At 51.2% G+C, this 18,528-nt stretch carries 21 protein-coding genes; 10 read left to right on the forward strand and 11 right to left on the reverse strand.

The features are described 5' to 3' along the window. Positions 1-5: 5 nt before the first annotated feature. The 4 genes from pqqC to E3U44_RS06670 form a co-directional block, all read right to left on the reverse strand. The gene (gene pqqC / locus E3U44_RS06655) at positions 6-728 is read right to left on the reverse strand and encodes a pyrroloquinoline-quinone synthase PqqC (RefSeq protein WP_134357330.1); all 723 of its coding nucleotides are present in this window, start codon (positions 726-728) and stop codon (positions 6-8) included. Between the two features lie 16 nt (positions 729-744). Further along, positions 745-1,674 (reverse strand): pyrroloquinoline quinone biosynthesis protein PqqB, encoded by a 930-nt coding sequence (pqqB, locus tag E3U44_RS06660; RefSeq protein ID WP_134357331.1) that lies wholly within the window; start codon positions 1,672-1,674, stop codon positions 745-747. Positions 1,675-1,747: 73 nt separating this feature from the next. Next, the gene (gene pqqA / locus E3U44_RS06665; RefSeq protein ID WP_134359693.1) at positions 1,748-1,819 is read right to left on the reverse strand and encodes a pyrroloquinoline quinone precursor peptide PqqA; all 72 of its coding nucleotides are present in this window, start codon (positions 1,817-1,819) and stop codon (positions 1,748-1,750) included. Between the two features lie 223 nt (positions 1,820-2,042). Then, positions 2,043-3,482, reverse strand: a complete 1,440-nt coding sequence (locus E3U44_RS06670; RefSeq protein ID WP_240761756.1) for a beta-barrel assembly-enhancing protease — start codon at positions 3,480-3,482, stop codon at positions 2,043-2,045. A gap of 175 nt (positions 3,483-3,657) precedes the next feature. Between E3U44_RS06670 and E3U44_RS06675 the strand changes: the two genes are divergently transcribed. The 3 genes from E3U44_RS06675 (at position 3,658) to E3U44_RS06685 (ending at position 6,012) form a co-directional block, all read left to right on the forward strand. Continuing rightward, the gene (locus tag E3U44_RS06675) at positions 3,658-3,900 is read left to right on the forward strand and encodes a sulfurtransferase TusA family protein (protein WP_134357334.1); all 243 of its coding nucleotides are present in this window, start codon (positions 3,658-3,660) and stop codon (positions 3,898-3,900) included. A 90-nt stretch (positions 3,901-3,990) separates the two neighbouring features. Further along, a complete protein-coding gene (locus E3U44_RS06680) occupies positions 3,991-4,629 on the forward strand; it encodes a protein-L-isoaspartate O-methyltransferase family protein (protein ID WP_134357335.1) in 639 nt (212 codons plus the stop codon). 54 nt (positions 4,630-4,683) lie between these two features. Continuing rightward, complete coding sequence (locus E3U44_RS06685) at positions 4,684-6,012, forward strand: TolC family outer membrane protein (protein WP_240761757.1); 1,329 nt, start codon at positions 4,684-4,686, stop codon at positions 6,010-6,012. A gap of 121 nt (positions 6,013-6,133) precedes the next feature. Here the strand turns inward: E3U44_RS06685 and waaA are convergent, their stop codons facing one another. The 3 genes from waaA to hldE are packed head-to-tail and all read right to left on the reverse strand — an operon-like array spanning position 6,134 to position 9,844. After that, on the reverse strand, positions 6,134-7,426 hold the full coding sequence (gene waaA / locus E3U44_RS06690; protein ID WP_134357337.1) for a lipid IV(A) 3-deoxy-D-manno-octulosonic acid transferase: 1,293 nt from the start codon (positions 7,424-7,426) through the stop codon (positions 6,134-6,136). Positions 7,427-7,456: 30 nt separating this feature from the next. Next, positions 7,457-8,410 (reverse strand): ADP-glyceromanno-heptose 6-epimerase, encoded by a 954-nt coding sequence (gene rfaD, locus E3U44_RS06695; protein WP_134357338.1) that lies wholly within the window; start codon positions 8,408-8,410, stop codon positions 7,457-7,459. A 12-nt stretch (positions 8,411-8,422) separates the two neighbouring features. Then, positions 8,423-9,844, reverse strand: coding sequence for a bifunctional D-glycero-beta-D-manno-heptose-7-phosphate kinase/D-glycero-beta-D-manno-heptose 1-phosphate adenylyltransferase HldE (gene hldE / locus E3U44_RS06700; RefSeq protein WP_134357339.1), 1,422 nt, complete (start codon positions 9,842-9,844; stop codon positions 8,423-8,425). Positions 9,845-10,101: 257 nt separating this feature from the next. On the opposite strand from hldE, the gene E3U44_RS06705 reads away from it, so the two are divergent. Continuing rightward, a complete protein-coding gene (locus E3U44_RS06705; protein ID WP_134357341.1) occupies positions 10,102-11,214 on the forward strand; it encodes a multicopper oxidase domain-containing protein in 1,113 nt (370 codons plus the stop codon). Between the two features lie 70 nt (positions 11,215-11,284). Here the strand turns inward: E3U44_RS06705 and E3U44_RS06710 are convergent, their stop codons facing one another. From E3U44_RS06710 to E3U44_RS06720, 3 genes are all read right to left on the reverse strand, one after another. Then, positions 11,285-12,799, reverse strand: a complete 1,515-nt coding sequence (locus E3U44_RS06710; protein WP_134357342.1) for a DEAD/DEAH box helicase — start codon at positions 12,797-12,799, stop codon at positions 11,285-11,287. Positions 12,800-12,908: 109 nt separating this feature from the next. Beyond that, positions 12,909-13,184, reverse strand: a complete 276-nt coding sequence (locus tag E3U44_RS06715; protein WP_134357343.1) for an RNA recognition motif domain-containing protein — start codon at positions 13,182-13,184, stop codon at positions 12,909-12,911. A 76-nt stretch (positions 13,185-13,260) separates the two neighbouring features. Further along, complete coding sequence (locus E3U44_RS06720; protein ID WP_134357345.1) at positions 13,261-13,470, reverse strand: cold-shock protein; 210 nt, start codon at positions 13,468-13,470, stop codon at positions 13,261-13,263. 757 nt (positions 13,471-14,227) lie between these two features. On the opposite strand from E3U44_RS06720, the gene E3U44_RS06725 reads away from it, so the two are divergent. The 6 genes from E3U44_RS06725 to E3U44_RS06745 all read left to right on the forward strand — a co-directional run bounded on the left by E3U44_RS06725 (position 14,228) and on the right by E3U44_RS06745 (position 16,829). Then, a complete protein-coding gene (locus E3U44_RS06725) occupies positions 14,228-14,515 on the forward strand; it encodes a hypothetical protein (RefSeq protein WP_134357346.1) in 288 nt (95 codons plus the stop codon). A 203-nt stretch (positions 14,516-14,718) separates the two neighbouring features. After that, positions 14,719-15,204 carry a Crp/Fnr family transcriptional regulator gene (locus E3U44_RS06730; RefSeq protein WP_134357348.1) on the forward strand — a complete coding sequence of 162 codons (486 nt, stop codon included), beginning with the start codon at positions 14,719-14,721 and terminating at the stop codon, positions 15,202-15,204. Positions 15,205-15,206: 2 nt separating this feature from the next. After that, a complete protein-coding gene (locus E3U44_RS06735) occupies positions 15,207-15,359 on the forward strand; it encodes a helix-turn-helix domain-containing protein (RefSeq protein WP_240761758.1) in 153 nt (50 codons plus the stop codon). Positions 15,360-15,572: 213 nt separating this feature from the next. Continuing rightward, positions 15,573-16,142, forward strand: coding sequence for a cytochrome P460 family protein (locus E3U44_RS06740; RefSeq protein ID WP_134357351.1), 570 nt, complete (start codon positions 15,573-15,575; stop codon positions 16,140-16,142). A gap of 2 nt (positions 16,143-16,144) precedes the next feature. Beyond that, a complete protein-coding gene (locus E3U44_RS19215; RefSeq protein WP_166805015.1) occupies positions 16,145-16,306 on the forward strand; it encodes a hypothetical protein in 162 nt (53 codons plus the stop codon). A gap of 151 nt (positions 16,307-16,457) precedes the next feature. Continuing rightward, positions 16,458-16,829 (forward strand): hypothetical protein, encoded by a 372-nt coding sequence (locus tag E3U44_RS06745; RefSeq protein ID WP_134357353.1) that lies wholly within the window; start codon positions 16,458-16,460, stop codon positions 16,827-16,829. Positions 16,830-17,199: 370 nt separating this feature from the next. Here the strand turns inward: E3U44_RS06745 and E3U44_RS06750 are convergent, their stop codons facing one another. Beyond that, a complete protein-coding gene (locus tag E3U44_RS06750) occupies positions 17,200-18,504 on the reverse strand; it encodes a M24 family metallopeptidase (RefSeq protein WP_134357355.1) in 1,305 nt (434 codons plus the stop codon). Positions 18,505-18,528 lie beyond the last annotated feature (24 nt).

Below are 18,528 nucleotides of genomic sequence, written 5' to 3' on the forward strand. Positions count from 1 at the left end.
TTGGGTTAGACCTCCGTGTGATAGGGGGGACGGTTTTCAATATACGCCATCCACATGGCATCCAGCATAGTCCACAGCACATCCAATTTGAACTGCAAGATCCCTAAGGCCCTTTCCTGTTGGGCACGATCTTGGAAGTAATCCAAGGTAATCTCTAGGCCATGTTGCACATCCCGCCGGGCTTCGTTAAGGCGTTTGCGAAAATAATGGTAGCCTTCCGCTTTAATCCAAGGGTAATAGCGGGGCCAATTATCTAGGCGCTGCTGATGAAGCGAAGGCGCAAATAATTCCGTCAGGGATGAGCAGGCTGCTTCCTGCCAGGTGGCACGGCGGGCAAAGTTGACATAGGCGTCAATGGCAAAGCGCACTCCCGGTAAGACATGCTGCTGAGATTCCAGCTCTTCCCGTGCTAACCCTACGGCTTCGCCTAGCTGAAACCAGGCTTCGATACCCCCCACGTCTTCTCCATAACCATCATGGTCTAGGATCCGCTGTATCCAATGTCGCCGCACTGAGCGCTGGGGACAGTTGGCCAGGATGGCAGCATCCTTGATGGGAATGCTGGTTTGATAGTAAAAACGGTTGGCGACCCAGCCTTGGACCTGTTGTTGGTTCAACTTGCCCCTGTTCATTAGGATGTGGAAAGGGTGATGGAGGTGGTAGAAACACTCTTTATCCCGTAGCTTTTGTTCGAATTCTTCGCGGCTCCAGGGTTTTTGTTCCGCCATATTCCCCTCCTTGTTACTAGAGGATAATGTCCATGCCATCAAAAGCTACCTCAATCCCCGCCGCCTCTAGTTGGGCCCGCTCCGGCGATTCTTCGTCCAGGATGGGATTGGTGTTGTTGATATGAATGAGGATTTTTCGGGGGTTAGTGAGGGGAGCCATGAGGCTCATCATGCCCCCTGGCCCCCATTGAGGAAGGTGGCCCATTTCGGCGGCGCGTTTCTGGCTAATTCCTGCTTGTTCCATCTCATCCTCGGCCCAGAAGGTCCCATCGACAAGCAGACAGTCGGCCTCTGCCATCAAGGAAAGGATATGGCTTTCAATCTGTCCCAGACCTGGCGCGTAAAATAAGCGTTTTTGAGTGGTCAAATCCTCCATCAGCACGCCGATGGTGTCCCCTACATGATAATTATGGCGATGGGGGGAATAGGGCGGGGCCTCGCTGCGTAGAGGGACCGGCACTAAGCGCAGCCCTTCCAGGCCTTCCACTTGAAAAGCCTCGCCGGGCGCATCTTCCCGGGGCAGTCGAATTGGATGCCAATTCACCGTGCAGTAATGATCCAGCACTTTAAACAGGGGATTACCGGTAGTGAGGTCCTGGTAGACCGGTTCAGTGCAGTATACTTCCAAGGGTTGGTGATGTTCCCGCAGCATCAGCAGTCCAGTGGTATGGTCGATTTGGCTGTCAATAAGCACAATGCCGCAGATACCGGTATCCCGGAGTCCTCGACCCGGTTGGATAGCAGGAAAACTTTGGAGTTGTTTGAGAATATCCGGAGAGGTGTTGAAAAGCACCCAATCGCTACCGTTGGTGCTGGCTGCAACCGAGGACTGGGAGCGTGCTTGCCCCTTGAACTCGCCCTTACGCAGACGGCTGCAGTTGTAGCAGTTGCAATTCCACTGGGGAAAGCCCCCGCCCGCGGCTGCACCTAGAACGTGGATTAACATCGCTTGGCTTGCCCTAAGGAGTCAAAAGTCTCTCCCGGGCTCAGGTCCGGGAGAGACTTGAACCGGGTTCCAATTACCGATGGCAAATGTACATGGTGACTTCGAAGCCAAAGCGCAGGTCACAGTAAGCAGGTTTTATCCACATACCCAAACTCCTTTGATTGAGTGGTTAACTGGCGTTGGTTATCTGCCACTTAAAGTGCAAGATAATTGCTGAGGCAAAATTTGCGATGGCATTAAGTAATGCATTTTAAATCATATCCTGGGAGAAGTTCACTAAATAGGAATCCGCATTTTTTCTATCAACCGCTCCTAGATTCAACCGCTCCTAGATTGGTCTAAATATCGCCCCCTCGGACCGGAAAAGATTACGAATCTTCTTCGGCCTTGATTTCCATTTGCAGTTGCCGCAGACGGGCTTCGATCTTGGAGCGTTCGTAGAAGTCGTTACTCGCTGCTTTGCTAGCCAACTGCAAGTGCTTGATTGCCATATTAGTCTGCCCATTGTAATAGTGGTACTCGGCCAACCAACGGTGGGCCTCTGCGCGGTTGCCGGCATCCCCTTCCGCTTGAGCCATTAAGTGGTAGATTTGCCCTGTGTCTACGCCTGACTGGATCTGACGCCTTAGTAGATCCCGGGCGGCCTGGGGGCGGTGACCCTGCAACAAGGCATGGGCATAGTTGATAACGACAGCATAGTCATCAGGATATAGCGCTTGGGCTTCCTTATAAACTTTAAAAGCGGTTTCAAAGCGGCCAGCGGCTGCTTCCACGCGAGCGAGGGCGAGCCGGTAGGCTAGATTGTCACCGTCTTTTTTAAGCAACTGTAAAATTTGCCGTCGCGCCTCGCTCGAATCTCCTGTGGCGACCAAAGCTAGCGCATAGCCATAGCGGGTGGCCGCTTCATTCCGATAGCGGCCCGTCTCTAAGGCCTCTCTAAACTGGCGCACCGTTTGTTCATGATTATCACTAGCCAGAACTTGGAGTTTAGCCCGTACCAGATGAAACTGGAGATGATCCTTTACGGGATGGGGGTTGAGGGTTTCAGCACGGCCCATGGCATCCGCAATACGGTTGCTGGTCACCGGGTGGGTGCTGAGAAATTCTGGCGGTCGGGTTCCGTAGTAACGGCTGACCTGGTGGAGGCGCTCGAAGAAAGCGGGCATGGCAAAAGGGTCGAAGCCAGCCCGTACTAGGGTTTGCATCCCTACTCGGTCGGCTTCTTTTTCATTGGAACGGGTAAAGTTGATTTGGAGCTGAGCAGCACCGGCCTGAGCAGCGGCTAATCCAGCAAGACCGGCATCAGGGCTCTGGGTGCCCATAATGATAGCAGCCACTATCGCGGCGGTCATGGGCAGGCTCAAGCGGCGGCGTTGTTCAAAGGCACGGGCCAAGTGGCGTTGGGTGATATGGGCGATTTCATGGGCCAGTACCGCCGCCAGCTCGCTCTCTGTTTGGGAATTTTCAATAAGCCCGGAGTGGATGCCAATATATCCCCCTGGGGCGGCAAAGGCATTGATAGTCGAATCCTGAATGACAAAGAAAGTGAATCCTTGCCCGGGGTTATCGCTATTCGCAACCAGCCGATACCCTAATGATTGGACATACGTCGCTACTTCTGGATCTTCGATAATCGTCACCGAATTACGCAGGCGGCGCATAAAAGCCTGCCCAATGCTGCGTTCTTGTTCGGGTGATAGGGCAACTCCCGAATGATCACCGATTTCTGGTAGTTCAATTTCATCGGCCTTTAGGATTGGCACCGTCAACAAAATGACGGCCCATAATAGTGTGCTCAACAATCGCACTGGTAATTTCCGCATCCCTGATTAACGTTAATATTAAATCATAGACTCAGCCTGGCCAGCCCGGTTCAGCTAACCCACCTATCTCTCTTCTATGGTAGTGTTTTTAGTTTATAATTTAGTCTTTTTTTAACTAAAGAAATGGGTTGCTATCCATTCATTTCAGAGTCAAACCACCATGCCTGATTACGACGCTGAGCTCAATGCTATTGGTTTACCCTGTCCTCTGCCCGTGTTGCGGATCCGTAAAGCTCTAGAGACTCTGGAAGGTGGACAAACCCTTTATGTGGTGGCTACGGATCCAGGCTCCTTAAAAGATGTGAAGGCCTTTGCCCGCATTACCGAGAATGAGCTTTTGGAAGCCCGTGAGGAAGAAGGCCAGTATCATTTCGTGATCCGCAAACGGATAAGTAGTAGATAATAATAATTCTAATTTGAGTGTCCTTTGTTGCGCCGCCTGAAAAAAGCCCTTACTCTTAGACGCCCTATAGTTATTTAAGGTGAGGAGTCGATGAACCTGGAGCAAGCTCGCTTCAATATGGTGGAACAGCAGGTCCGGCCTTGGGAAGTGCTCGATCAGCGAGTATTGGATCGGCTGGCTGCTGTACCTCGGGAAGATTTTGTTCCGCCAGCGTTTAGGAATTTGGCTTACGCTGATATTCAAATACCCATTGGGCAGGGGCAGGTGATGTTGCCGCCCAAAATTGAGGGTCGTTTGCTGCAGGCATTGGAGCTTAAAGAACGGGATTCGGTCCTAGAGATAGGGACAGGAACCGGCTACCTGACAGCGGTCATGGCAGGTCTGGCTGAGTACGTGACTAGTGTTGATATTTTTCCTGAATTGCAGCGTCTGGCTGAGTGGCAGCTAAAGAATGTCTCTTTGCAGGTGGGGGATGCATCCCGGGGTTGGTCTCAGGGCGGGCCATTTGATGCCATCGCTGTGACGGGCTCTCTCCCCAGTGTACCCAATGCTTTTCTGGAAGCACTCAAATTGGAGGGGCGTTTGTTTGTAGTTTTGGGCCAGGCGCCGGTGATGGAAGCGGTGCTGATCACCCGGGTGGGTGAGAAGGAGTGGTCCCGTGAGGGGTTGTTTGAAACGGTCATACCACCGCTGCTTCACAGTAAGCCCAAGCCAAAATTTGTTTTTTAGCTAAAGGAAGCCCTTAACTCAGGAAATAGACTCTTATTTATTGAACTGAAACTCGTGTCTTTTATCAAAAAATGTCTTGTGCTATTCATGTTTGGTCTAGTGATCCCTGGGCTTGCCCAAGCCTCCGATCTACTAGAGGTCTATCGCTTGGCAAGGGCGAATGATCCCCAATTGCGGGCCCAGGTGGCGGCAGTGCGGGCCGCATTAGAAGCCAAGCCCCAGGCGAGGGCCTTGTTTTTACCGGTTGTGGATATTTCCTCCAATTATGATCGGACTTTCCAGACAATCGAGTTGCTTGAGCAACAGCCTTTTCCCGGCTTTGAGGGCGTCTTTAATAATTGGGGCTATACCCTTAGTTTGACCCAGCCTCTGTACCGGCGGGAAAACTTTGTCCGCCTCAAGCAGGCGGATGCCACTATCGCCCAGGCCCAGGCTGATTTGGTGGCCGAGGAACAGGCATTATTGGTCCGGGCGGCGGAGCGCTATTTCGATGTGCTCACTGCCCAGAGTGAACTAGAATTTGCCCGGGCGGAAAAAGAGGCCATTGATAAGCAGATGGAGCAGACTCGGCAGCGTTTCGAAGTGGGGCTGGATACGATCGTTGACGTTAATGAAGCCCAGGCCGCCTATGACCTTGCAGTTTCCCAGGAAATCGCTGCTGAGAATGCCCTTTCCAATGCCCATGAGCGACTGCGGGAGGTGACGGGGCAATACTTTCGGGAACTAGAAGATTTGGAAAAAGACGCCCCTTTACTCCGGCCTGATCCCATGAACATTGACGAATGGGCTGAGACTGCGCTTCAGCAAAACCCGCAGATTGATGCTTCAGCGGCGGCGGTAGAGAACGCCCGCCAAGAGATAGAGCGAGAAAAGTCGGGGCATTATCCCTCTCTAGATATTGTGGGTGCTAACTCCACCAATGTGACGGGAGGGGGGAGATTTGGCGGTGTCCAAGTCGATCAAAATGTGATTGGGTTACGGTTTAACCTACCGCTTTTCCAGGGGGGCGCAGTAGTATCTCGTACCCGCGAAGCTCAGCACCGGCTGGAACAGGCCTTGGAGCAGTTAGAACAGGCCCGTAGACAGGTGGTCCGCCAGACCCGTGAGGCTTTTTTGGGCGTCATCTCTGAAGTGAGTCAGGTTAAGGCCTTGCAGCAGGCCATTGTTTCCAATGAGAGCTCTCTCGAAGCGACCGAAGCCGGCTTTGAAGTGGGGACCCGTACTACGGTAGATGTCCTCAATATACGGCGTGATTTGTTTCGTGCCCTCCGTGATCACTCTCGCTCCCGCTATGAATACATCCTCGATACGCTGCGTCTGAAGCAAGGGGCGGGTATTATCGCTCCAGAAGATTTGGAGAAAATTAATGAGTGGTTGCATTGAAGGAGTGCCAGGACGTACGAGGGCTCCCCTAGTCATGCGGTGTGTAAGTTCTAAGTATTAAGAGATTTGGTTAAATTAGTATTAACCCTGAACACTTAAAACCTAAAACTTAACCCTTTCGTCATGGCGAAACTCCAGCGAGGGTAGTCATCAACTCTAGTATTTTACTTGATGCTCCCTGGTTTTGGGCAATCACCTGCCGTCCCGCTTTGCCTGCCTTCCCACGGAGTTGAGGATCGTCGAAATAATGCTGGACAGTCTGGGCCAGCTCCTCAATGGTTTGTACTTGGATAGCCGCACCGGCCGCCAGTAACCGTTGGCTGATCTCATTAAAATTGAACATATGGGGCCCGAGAATGATGGGCCGTTTTAGGGCGGCAGGTTCCAAAGGATTATGTCCCCCAACAGGGACTAGGCTGCCTCCGAGAAAGGCAACATCGGAGGCCGCGAAGAATAAGGGGAGTTCCCCCATAGTGTCACCGATGAAAATCTCCGTAGCCGGATCGCAAGCTCGTTGTTCACTGCGAAGTTGGGTAATAAAGCCTTGTCGTTGGCATAAGTGATGGACACGAGCGAATCGTTCGGGATGCCGTGGCACCAGGACGAGTAGGGTTGTTGGATAGGATTGCTGCACCTGTTTGAAGGCAGTTAGGATCTGTTCTTCTTCCCCCTCATGGGTGCTGGCGGCGATCCAAAGGGGGCGTGACCGACCCCATTGGCGCCGTAATAGGGCTCCCTGAGATTCCAGGTGAGAGGGGAGTTTGAGTTCAAACTTGAGATTGCCGGTTACCTGAACTCGCTCAGGGGGCGCTCCAAGGGCAATAAAGCGTTCGGCATCGGTTTTTCCCTGGGCCGCAATAAAGGCTAGATCAGACAACATATCTCGGGAAAACGCTCCCAAGCGGGAATAGCCTCGCGCCGAGCGTTCCGAAAGGCGGGCATTGGCGAGTATTAGCGGGATCCTGCGGCGTTGGCACTGGCGCAAGAGGTTGGGCCAAAGCTCTGTTTCCAGGATAACCCCCCATTGGGGTTGAACTCGCTGGAGGAAACGGGCAATGGCATCGGGTAAATCATAGGGTAGGTAGCAATGGGCTACTTGCTCTCCCAGGCTCTTTCGCACCTGTGTGGAGCCTGTGGGTGTCATGGTGGTTAACAATACTATGTGGTGGGGGTAATGGTGAAGCAGAGCCCGTACTAAAGGCAGGCTTGCTTGGACCTCTCCTACGGATACGGCATGGACCCAAATGACTGCTCTCCCGGCTAGGGAGGGGACAAAGCCAAACCGTTCTTTCCAGCGATGGAGATAGGCCGGAGCACGGTAACCCCGCCATAGAAGGCGCATCACCACCAGCGGGGTGAGCGAATAGAACAAGAGGTTATAGAGAGCCCGCAAGATTGAAAGTGAAACCGGCACTAACAGAAAACCCGCTGGTTTGGAAATAGGCTAGCCTTGATTTTTGCTTAACCAGTCCAGGTAGGTTTTTACCCCTTCCTCAACCGGAGCGAAAGGTGCAGTATAGCCTGCTGCCCGTAGGGCGCTCATATCCGCTTGGGTAAAGCTTTGATAACGCCCCCGCAAATGATCGGGGAATGGAATGTACTCAATTTCACCGCGCCCATGAAAGGCGAGTACAGCACGAGCTACTTCATTGAAAGTTTGGGCTTGGCCTGTGCCCACATTAAAGATCCCTGAGCAGTGGGGATGTTCCAGGAACCAGAGGCTGACCGCAGCCACATCAGCAACATAGATGAAATCACGCCGTTGTTCGCCGTGTCCGTAGCCATCGCAGCCTTCAAACAGCTTGATGCGGCCGGTTTCTTTAAGCTGGCAATGGGCATGGTAGGCGACACTGGCCATGGGGCCTTTGTGGGTTTCCCGGGGACCATAAACATTAAAGTAGCGAAAGCCAACGATCTGGCTGGGAGCCGTCGGTAGGCAACGCCGGACGTATTGGTCGAAAAGAAATTTAGAATAACCATAGACATTGCGTGGGGCCTCAAATTCCCGGCGCTCGCGAAAGGTCAGGCCGTGGCCATAGACTGCCGCGCTAGAGGCATAAAGGAAGGGGATGCGGCGTTCCAAGCAATAATGTAACAGGCGCTTGGAATAGTGGAAGTTGTTTTCCATCATATAGCGCCCATTCCATTCCGTCGTGGAGCTGCAAGCGCCCTGATGTACAATTGCCTCTGGTAGGTGAGGAAAACCCTTTCCAGCTTTTATGGTGTGTAGAAATTGTTCTTTATCCCAATAGTCCCAGATCTCACGGTCCACCAGATTGATAAATTTTTCTCCCCGGGTTAGGTCATCGACCACCAAAATATCTTCGCGCCCGCGCTGATTTAGGGCCTTGATAATATTGCTGCCAATAAAGCCAGCGCCGCCAGTGACAATAATCAAGAACGAGCCTCCTTAGCCTTTGCGAATAGTCTCAATGATCTGGCTGGTAGAACAACCTCGCTGGTAATTGAGGATGATGACTTTTCCGCCATTGGCAACAACAGCCTTGCCCCCTGCTACCTGCTCGGGGGTGTAGTCGCCGCCCTTCACTAAGATGTCGGGTAGCACCCGTTCAATTAGCCGCGCCGGGGTATCCTCTGAGAAAGGGACGACCCAGTCCACGTCATGGAGCGCCGACAAAACCGCCATGCGTTGGGCAAGATTGTTTACCGGCCGGTCTTTGCCCTTGAGGCGCTGGACCGAGGCATCGTCGTTGACGGCGACAATCAGCCGATCTCCCCGTTGGCGTGCTTCAGCTAAGTAGCCCACATGGCCTGGATGAAGAATGTCAAAGCAGCCATTGGTCATCACAATCCGTTCACCTCGACTCCGAGCCAGATGGATGAGATTCAGCAGTTCTTCTTCAGTGAGGATTCCTCGGCGGGTTGTCATAGGATGGAGGACCCTTTGTAGTTCATCACGGGTCACGCTGGCCGTACCCAATTTCCCCACGACGATCCCCGCGGCTAGATTGGCAAGGGTGGTGGCCTCCTTAAAGGTGCTGCCCGCTGCCAGGGCGGTGCCCAGCACTGAAATTACGGTATCTCCAGCCCCAGTGACATCAAAGACCTCTCGTGCCTCGGTGGGCAGATGAAGGGGGGCGTGCCCTTGCTGTAACAGGGTCATCCCCTGCTCGCCGCGGGTAATAAGTAAGGCCTCAAGGGCTAGTTGTTGCCGTAACTGCTCTCCTTTTTCAATGAGGGTTGTCTCGTCGGCGCAAGGCCCAACTACGGCTTCAAATTCAGCCAGGTTGGGGGTGATGATGCTGGCGCCATAATAGCGAGAGAAATCAGCACCTTTGGGATCGATAAGAATGGGCACTCCGGCTTCCTGGCCGAGGGCAATTAACCGTTGGGGCGCTTGCAGGGTCCCTTTGCCATAATCGGAGAGAATCACCACAGGCTTGTTGTCTAGGGCAGTGTTATAGGCAGGCAGTAATGCCTCGCTGTAGGCAGGAACTAAGCCGTCTTCAAAATCCAAACGGAGCAGCTGTTGGTGGTGACTGATCACTCGCAGTTTGGTGATCGTGGCCATATTGGCAACACCTTCCAAGCGGCAGTGGACTCCCTGGCGAGTGAGCAAAGACTGCAGCGTAGCGGCAGCCTCATCCGTGCCAATCAATCCTAGCAGTGTTGTCTGAGCTCCTAGTGCCGCTACATTAACTGCTACATTGCCTGCCCCACCAGGCCGTTCTTCTCGGCCGGTGACATGGACCACGGGTACAGGAGCCTCTGGCGAGATGCGTGAGGTAGCACCGTGCCAGTAACGGTCCAACATTACATCGCCAATTATCAATACCTGGGCGGCGGTAAAATCAGGTAAGCCGTGGATCATGCCGTGGGATGGTTCGTAAAAGTTAGCCCATAATACCATAGGGATGCAGGCTGAATCTCAAGCTTTCTGAAGCAATGAGCCTATCCATCAATTTCTCCCCACTGACTGAGATTCCCTTACCTTCGTGTCCTTTGTGTCTTGGTGGTGAAAAATTCAGGCTAAATAAGAATAGGAGCCGTTACAAGTTCGAAGTTGCAATCTCTTGTTTGTATTAGATAAAATTAATGATAATCATTATTATTACAAAGGGGGTTGCCATGGTATTTCACATCCAACCAGGAGGGGCTCTGCTGGGGGGCTTGTTGCTGCTAGGGTCGCTGCCTGCCAGTGGGAATGACGCCGGCCATTTGCTCCAGCTCTCACCTTTTCTGAGAGAAAGTTCGGTGGGTTCTGCTCCCGGAGCAGGTGCCATTCGGCATTATTACATCGCGGCCCAAGAAGTAGAGTGGGATTTCGCACCCACTAATCAGAATCTCATCCGTTGTTCGGATCGACAAAATCTCTGTTCTTTGCCAGAGCCCTGGGCGGATAGTCATACTTTCCCCGCAGTTCGCTACGTAGAGTACACGGATGAAACTTTTACCATCCCTCAACCTCAACCTGAGTGGCTGGGTATTTTGGGGCCCATTATCCGAGCGGAGGTGGGCGACACCGTCAAGGTGCATTTTTGCAATCTGACGGCAAACGGCACCTATAGCATGCACCCCCATGGCCTGCGGTATACGAAAGATAACGAGGGAGCCCCCTATTTTGGGGTGAATTCGACCAATACTCTCCCAGGAGTAGGAGCCCGTGTTCCTGCCGGTGAATGTTTTGATTATACCTGGATCGCCGATGAAGACAGCGGACCCGCCAGGGGCGATCTATCTTCAAAGGTATGGTGGTACCACTCCCATGTGGATACGCCTGCCGACACCAATGCCGGTCTTCTAGGTCCCATCATTATCACCCGTTATGGCATGGCCAATGGGGATGGCAGCCCGAGGGATGTGGATCAGGAGTTCGTGACGGCTTTCTTTATCTTCGACAAGTTGGAGGGTGAAGAGGCAGGGCTTATGCATGGCATCAATGGATATGTTTTTGGGAATCTTCCCGGATTAGTTGCGAAGCAGGGTGACCGAGTGCGTTGGCATGTGCTTGGGATGGGCAATGAAGTGGATCTCCATACCCCCCACTGGCATGGCGAAACGGTATGGGTAGGGGCACCCCATGTGGCGCGACGGACGGATGTATTGGAATTATTGCCTGCCTCGATGATTACGGCCGATATGGAGGCCGATAATCCTGGGGAGTGGCTATACCACTGTCATGTCGCTGACCATATCGAGGCAGGGATGAGTACCACTTACCAAATCTTGCCCTTACCTTAAACTAGCTACAATGTCCTCATTGCCCCGGACCCAGGCTACCAGGTTCGGGGCGTTCCCCCCTTTTGGGGGGTTAGGGAGTGGAAGGGTGGTGGGTATTGTTGAGATAAGAATGACGAAAATCTTTTCGTTTTTTCACTGTCTTTTTATGGAATTTCTTGCTTTTTGCCTCACTTCTTCTTGTTGCCTTTAAAGCGGCCATCTTTTTGGCCTTTTTCTTAACCGGCTTATGGAGTGTTTTGTCATGAATAGCCGATTCCTCTAATGGAGGCCCTGCTAACGGACGTTCACGTTGCATGGAATAGGTCAATGCCGCGGCCACATCCAGCGCGGAGAGATTTTCCTGTTCAATCCATTGTTGAAGCAAGTGGCGGAATGTAGCCAAATCTTCCCTTTCCAAGGTTCCCATAATCTGTTGCTTAAATTGTTCAATACGCCGGTCTATGATTTGCTGGTGACTGGGTAGTGGCATTTCATAAAGGGGTTGTCCCGTTACCTTTTTGATAGCGCTCAACATCCGCCGCTCGCGGGGGGCAACAAACAGGGTTGCTGTCCCGGTGCGGCCTGCGCGACCCGTACGGCCAATACGGTGGATGTAAGTCCCGGTATCGTAGGGAATGTCGTAATTGACGACATGGCTGATTCGCTTCACATCCAAGCCACGGGCAGCCACATCAGTGGCGACAATGATGTCGAGAGCATTTTTTTTGAGTTGACCGATGACTTTTTCCCGCTGTGCCTGGGCCATATCCCCATTCAGTGCTGCTGCCGCATAACCCCGTGCCGACAATTTTTTTGCCAGTTCCTCCGTCGCTATTTTGGTGCGAACAAAGATAATTGTGGCATCATATTCCTCCACCTCTAGCATCCGGGTGAGAGCATCTAATTTATGTAAATCGGAAACCAGACAATAGCGCTGATTGATGGTAGGGAGAGACGCGGTTTGCCCCTTGATTTTAATATCATGGGGATTATGCAAATGGCGGCTTGCGATATGACGAACGGAACTTGGCATGGTTGCGGAAAAAAGTGCCGTCTGCCGCTCCGTGGGCATGTGTCCTAAAATCCACTCCACATCTTCGATGAATCCCATTTTTAACATCTCATCGGCTTCGTCTAAGACCACCGTCGCCAATTTATCTAGTAACAGGCTTTTGCGCCGCAGGTGATCCATGATCCTGCCTGGGGTACCCACGATCACGTGAACGCCCCGTTTCAGTTGGCGTAACTGATTTCCCATGGATTGGCCGCCGTAAATGGGAAGGACACAAAAGTCTTCCAGATACCGAGCATACGTTTGAAATGCCTCTGCCACTTGAATGGCTAGCTCCCGCGTTGGAACTAAGACCAGTGCTTGGGGCTCTTTCCGCGCCAATGCCAGTCGGTTCAAAATAGGGATGGCAAACGCTGCGGTTTTGCCAGTGCCGGTTTGGGCCTGCCCCATTAGGTCACAGCCTGCCAAAAGATGAGGGATCGCCCTCGCTTGAATCTGGGTAGGGGTCTCATATCCTACCTGTTTGATGGCTTGTAGAATAGGAGCGCTGATAGCAAAGTTATCAAAAAATAGGGCTTCTGGAGAAGATGCCATGTAATAAAATCCTGGTAATCTAAATATTCGGTAAAAAGCAAATGGGGCACCATCCAGGTATTGGAATTTTGCCAAAACCCAGGGAGGTGTTTAGGAATCAAGTAGCAAGTTAGCGGCGGCGCCTGCCGCCGCGGCCGCGCCGTTTATTCTCTTTACTCTGGCCCACATAAATGGTACGGCCTTGGAACTCTGAACCGTCCAATGCCGCAATAGCAGCACGGGCTTCATGGCCTTCCATATCGATTAGAGCGGTGCCACGTGCTTGGCCAGTAAATAAATCTTTACGTAGAGTCAAAGAGCGCACGGTACCGTAATTAGCGAACAAAGCGGTAAGGTTCTCCTCGGTTGTACTTGCGGGCAAACCACGCACGAAAAGTGTGATCATTGAGCCTCTCTAAAAAAATAGGGAGCAAGAAGAAGCCGGCTCCCAGAGCCGGCTTCTTCTAAAAGGGATATTATTTTTATAAAACAACAACATTGTCGGCTTGGGGGCCTTTATGGCCTTGTACTTCAACAAAGCTAACCTGTTGACCTTCCTTGAGGGTTTTGTGGCCTTGGCCAACGATGGAACGGTAGTGAACAAATAAATCACCACCGCCTTCCCGTTGTATAAACCCATAACCCTTTGAATCATTGAACCATTTCACGGTTCCTGTCTGCTGTTCTGACATAGAAAACTCTCAAAAAAATGATATAACTGCCCGACATTCTTGTTAGAAATGCCAGTGGGTAGAACTGAGTATTGCAGGGCGAACGAGTTGGAGCAGAAATGAATTCGGAAGGAAAGACAAAAACTACTACGCTAACACGAAAACGCGATCCTTAATACTCTAGCGCTTTGTATCATAGGAGACTGAGGGGACAATTACAAGTTCAAAATGAGGTTCATGTTGCTCATGCAGATCCCTTCTGCAATATATTCTCGATTAAACCGTTTGCGCCCGCAATGACTAACTTGAGCAAAACGAATTCCTTTCAGGATTTCTGTTGTTGACCTGGGTCAGTTCTATAGTTGGGTGAAGGTGAAGATATCAAATCAAGGTTTTTCTTCTCAGAATTCTCTCATTCCCAGCTTATTTTCCGCCCCCTTGCTCTGAAAAAAAGCGAGGAAAGGACAGAAAAGATAAGATTATATAAATCAGGTCTTTAGTTATGGTTTGGCTTTCTACTCCTTCTTTTGCCCCAGACGGTGACCTCCTTCTGAGTGGGATAAGGGGGTGTTTTGTTGCTAAAAGGCAAGTAGGCCTAGATTGACTGTTATTTATAAACCAACATTTGCCTAGTCATTGCTTCTTGCGGTAAGAGAAGGGTTAGTTTTTTATCTATAATACAGTGACTTATATTTTTTTGAGAAACTGATAAAAATGGCGCACTTTATGCAAAATATTTGAGTAAAATTGGGATGATTTATCGAGCAGGAGAAAATCAATGGCAATCATTACTATCAGAGATTTGAATGAAAGCAGAACTTTGGATCCCCAGGAGAGAGCTGCGATACGTGGCGGTTGGCTGTGGGGCTGGATTGTCCCCTACCGCCAGGGAAGCCAAAGGGGTTTTCCTTTACAAGTCAACCAGTATTTCCGGGTTAACCAGTACTTTGCAGATCAAATTCAGATCGTGAACCAAAATCAGGTAGTCAGCATCATCGACTCTGCCGGAGCTAATGTGTCCTTGGACGAGGACAGCATTAACACCATTAACTTACCTGCAGCTTAAAGGCAATGCATCCAATCTTGGCCTATTTACTCCCCTCATTAGCTCGATGTTGGCCGGGATGCTAACCTATTTAAGGTAATTTTTTGGCTAAGCGTTTACCAAAATTAAATTGTAAAAGCACTCTCTCCCCCCTGGAAGGGAGTATCATTCGCTACGCCGTCTAAATCCTAAATTAAAAAACTGAGGCTTTGATCTCGGACAAGATGGTTACAATTGAACGTTGGAAGGCGGCTTGTCCTTCTTTGACCCTATTAAATTTTCGCCATAATGCACTTATCTACCGACAAGGCGATTTGTGTACCCATCTTTTTTATATCGCCAAAGGGTATATTAAGCTCTCGAAAGTGACCCCTGACGGGGAACAATTTATCGTTATCCTTCTGCCTGCTGGAGAATTGCTCAGCTCGTCTTTTTCAAATAATGCTAGAGAGTTATTTCAGGAGACGGCTACTGCGAAGGGGAGGGTGCAGCTTTACCGTTTTTCTAGGGAGGAATTTATGGCTTCTCTTTCAGCCTATCCGGACCTAGCCCGCTATGTTATCGAGCGATTATCTAATCGGCAACTTTTCTTGGAACGTCGGCTGGAGTATCTGCTTTATAAGAATGTCCATGCCAGGATGGCGGCGCTGCTGTACGAGTTGGCGAAACGTTATGGTGGAAATGCGCCCATGGCCATGAAGTGGATGTGAGGATGACACAGCAGGAACTGGCCGAATTGGCAGGTGCTAGTCGTCCTGTGGTCAGCCTGGTGCTGAATGAGTGGCGTCGTAACGGTATTGTCAGCTATACTCGACAGTTTATCTGCATTGACGACATGGATTCCCTCAAACAGATTGCCAGTTAGCCTGGATTTTTTACGCCAGTTAAGCTTTTGATTTCTTTCTCCCTTTGTGGTGCTCTCACGAATTACCTGGGCTAGTTTCCTGATTTCCAGAAACAAATTTATATTCCCTCCGTATTGTCATCTTCCTAACTGTTTTATCTAGGGCAACTCCTTAAAGTAGCGTTTATCCCCTAAATGGGACGTGAAGTTAATGCTGAACTTTAGGAGGAGACGATGAGAACACAGGCAATCATGGTGTTGGCAGCTTCCCTTGGCATGGCTGTTGGCGCTTATGGGCAGCAAGGGAGCGAGCTTCCCTTTTCAGCTTATGTGGACCAGCAAGGGAGTATACGCCTACCTAAGGAAATACGGTCCCACTGGGTGCATTTGGGATCGTGGGCTGTCATGGACAAGAATGCATCAGGCTATGGTTTTCACGATGTCTACACCCAGCCGGAGGCAGTAGCAGTCTACCAGGAGAGCGGCCAATTTCCAGATGGCACGGTCCTAGTCAAGGAAATTCGCGAGATTGTTGAGGGGGAATTGACCACGGGTCAGGCCCGCTGGGCGGCAGCTCCCAAGGTCTGGTTTGTCATGATCAAGGATAAAAAGGGGCGTTTCCCAAACCATCCTAACTGGGGCGAAGGTTGGGGGTGGGCCTTATTTGAGGCCAAAGACCCGGCAACCAATGTCTCCCAAAACTGGCAGCAAGATTGTAGGAGTTGCCATGTCCCCGCCCAAGAGAGTGACTGGGTTTATATAGAAGGCTATCCCACCCTGAAGCCACTGCATTCACAGAAGTAGAGATGAAAAGCTATGAAAATATTCATGATACGGTTGATATTATTAGTCGGTTTATTCGGGCTCAAGCTCGCCTGGACAGCTCCGGATGCTGTCTACGTTATGACCAACGTATAGGTCAAACGGCTATGGTCACCCCGGCAGAGCCGGGGGCTTACCTCGCTTAGTTAGAGGAGATGATGATCATGTTGAAGAATGTTGCTTCAATCACATGCGGACTGATAATGAGTATCGCGATATCTGAGACTGCTTTTGCCGGCGCTACGACCGCCAACGGCTGGTACGAAGGCGAGGAGATTTATTTATATCCTTGGTGGTGTGGAAGATGTTTCTAGTCGGGGAAAGAACCAGCTCTACTTGATTGGTGGCGACCGGGTGTACCAGGCGAACGTCGCCCTTCATATTCCAGGTGAGCCCGGCTACACGCCGCACTGGAACGTAAACATTGTCCATACTGCGGAAGGAAAAACGCTCGAAGACATTCTTGACTCCCCCTACCTGTCGGAGCATTATCCCGAGGCCCTTTTCGACGATGCCGTAAATATCTTGAAGGCGAGGGAAGACGGCCTCATCATCATTGAGAAACCGGGCATCGTGGTCCTTTGTCCGATTATCTCTGAGGAAGGTGCAGAAGCACCAGGCAACAATGAGTTATCGGAATTATTTCCGCCGTTCCCTGAAACCTTCTGATCGCCTATTGCACTGTGTCGCGACAATGAAGGAAAAAACCGTGGAAACCACAGGCTCCATTGTTAATCAGTAATGGGAATTCCCCCGGCTCTGCCGGGGTGACCGTAGCCGTTTGATATTTACGGGAGTCCATCGGGGATACTCCAGATCGTAAGCCACTAAGCACACGAGATTAGAGAATCCCCGTGGAATATTCCAGATCAACCAGGCGGATGGTAGTCTGAGTTCCTTAGGTGAGCTTGAGCTACCTGATTGGCCTGTTCTGGATGGTGTGCGAGGGATCGTTGCTCGTTAGGATTGGGGTAGGGGGGAGCCGTACGGCTCCCCACCGCCCGTATCATCAGGGAGAGCTTGTTAGATAACCACACCGCTAGCGCACATCGAGTTCCCGCGGAGTCCTGGTGAGAAACTCGCCCCCCTGGTCCGTCACCACGACCGTATCGGAGAAAAAGGCGTCGCCCTCTCCCGTTCGCAGCAGCCAGGACATGAGGTGAAAAACCATGCCTTTTTGAATAATCATGTTAGAGCCTTCCCGTAACCCCTTTGGGATACCGGAACCTGACCAACTCGGAGGGAAGCCGATACCTACAATATAGCCACAGTGATGGCGGCGGTAGTGGGACAATCCCGCTCTATCCACACGCCGCTGCCAGGCTTTATAGACAGAATCGGCGGTAACGCCAGGTTTTAAAGCCTCTGCTGCACTATATAAAGCCTCCAGACAGAGCTCGTAGGCTTTTTCTGCTTTCGGTGAGATTTTCCCAATATGCACGAGGCGTCCAATGGGTGCATGATAACGCCAGTAACAGCCGGCCATTTCCAGAAACAAAAGATCTTCGTCCTGTAATATGTTTGCGTTCCATTCGTCCCAGGTTCCATGTTCGTGGGCCAGTGTGCGGGTGGACCGTACCAGGGGGACAAAGGCAGGATAGGTCCCCCCCCGTAGGATCATGGTTTGATAGATAGCCCCCATCACATTGCGGCTAGAGACTCCCGGACCAGCCATGGCAATCCCTGACATCATCATGGCATCAGAAATTTCGGCAGCTTTTCGGGTGCACTCCAACTCGGCCGGAGATTGGACAATCCGGCATTCGGTGACCAGATCTTCCGCATCAGACCATTTCACATCGACCATTTTGGTCACAAAGGCTTCTGCGATTTTGTAGGGCAGAAAGGAGCTACTTTTCTCAAAAGCCACGTGGGCAGAAGTCAGTTCTAACTGACGGAGGGCTTGACAAGTGGCTTTTACTGGTGCTGAAAAATCCTTGAGTTCTTCTTCATCGCTTTGAATGGAGACTCCTAAGCTCATGGACCAGGGATGCAGCCCACCTGCCTCAGGGCCCTCCATGGGAGCGCTCAGCGTGAGGTCTTCGTCCCGATGTCTGGGTTTAGGCAGAGGGGCAATGCCGTCTGAGTAAAGATAGGACTTTACGGTGGGAACCACCATATCATCGATAATGGCTTTCTCCATCGCCCGGATAATCAGAACGGGCTCTTTATCAAGGGGTAGCAACAAAGAGGTATAGGCAAAATAGCCTTGATGATTGAGGCCCGTAAGATAGTAAATGTTTTCAGGATTGGTAATGATGACGGCATCAATCTTCCGCTCTGCCATTTTTTTCCGAACCTGATGGGTTCTTTCCTCGAATTCCCGGTCCGAAAAAAATCTCATCACCTGTCCATTCCTCTTTTCTAT

It is taken from the genome of Nitrosococcus wardiae, assembly GCF_004421105.1.
GTDB lineage: Bacteria > Pseudomonadota > Gammaproteobacteria > Nitrosococcales > Nitrosococcaceae > Nitrosococcus > Nitrosococcus wardiae.

Coding starts and splice junctions, on each gene's coding strand:
- E3U44_RS19215 (WP_166805015.1), top strand. CDS start 16,145: ATGAAAAGCTATGAAAATATTCATGATACGGTTGATATTATTAGTCGG.
- E3U44_RS06740 (WP_134357351.1), top strand. CDS start 15,573: ATGAGAACACAGGCAATCATGGTGTTGGCAGCTTCCCTTGGCATGGCT.
- E3U44_RS06680 (WP_134357335.1), top strand. CDS start 3,991: ATGAACCTGGAGCAAGCTCGCTTCAATATGGTGGAACAGCAGGTCCGG.
- pqqB (WP_134357331.1), bottom strand. CDS start 1,674: ATGTTAATCCACGTTCTAGGTGCAGCCGCGGGCGGGGGCTTTCCCCAG.
- E3U44_RS06720 (WP_134357345.1), bottom strand. CDS start 13,470: ATGTCAGAACAGCAGACAGGAACCGTGAAATGGTTCAATGATTCAAAG.
- pqqC (WP_134357330.1), bottom strand. CDS start 728: ATGGCGGAACAAAAACCCTGGAGCCGCGAAGAATTCGAACAAAAGCTA.
- E3U44_RS06730 (WP_134357348.1), top strand. CDS start 14,719: ATGGTTACAATTGAACGTTGGAAGGCGGCTTGTCCTTCTTTGACCCTA.
- E3U44_RS06710 (WP_134357342.1), bottom strand. CDS start 12,799: ATGGCATCTTCTCCAGAAGCCCTATTTTTTGATAACTTTGCTATCAGC.
- E3U44_RS06715 (WP_134357343.1), bottom strand. CDS start 13,184: ATGATCACACTTTTCGTGCGTGGTTTGCCCGCAAGTACAACCGAGGAG.
- hldE (WP_134357339.1), bottom strand. CDS start 9,844: ATGATCCACGGCTTACCTGATTTTACCGCCGCCCAGGTATTGATAATT.
- E3U44_RS06725 (WP_134357346.1), top strand. CDS start 14,228: ATGGCAATCATTACTATCAGAGATTTGAATGAAAGCAGAACTTTGGAT.
- E3U44_RS06735 (WP_240761758.1), top strand. CDS start 15,207: ATGACACAGCAGGAACTGGCCGAATTGGCAGGTGCTAGTCGTCCTGTG.
- E3U44_RS06750 (WP_134357355.1), bottom strand. CDS start 18,504: ATGAGATTTTTTTCGGACCGGGAATTCGAGGAAAGAACCCATCAGGTT.
- E3U44_RS06675 (WP_134357334.1), top strand. CDS start 3,658: ATGCCTGATTACGACGCTGAGCTCAATGCTATTGGTTTACCCTGTCCT.
- E3U44_RS06705 (WP_134357341.1), top strand. CDS start 10,102: ATGGTATTTCACATCCAACCAGGAGGGGCTCTGCTGGGGGGCTTGTTG.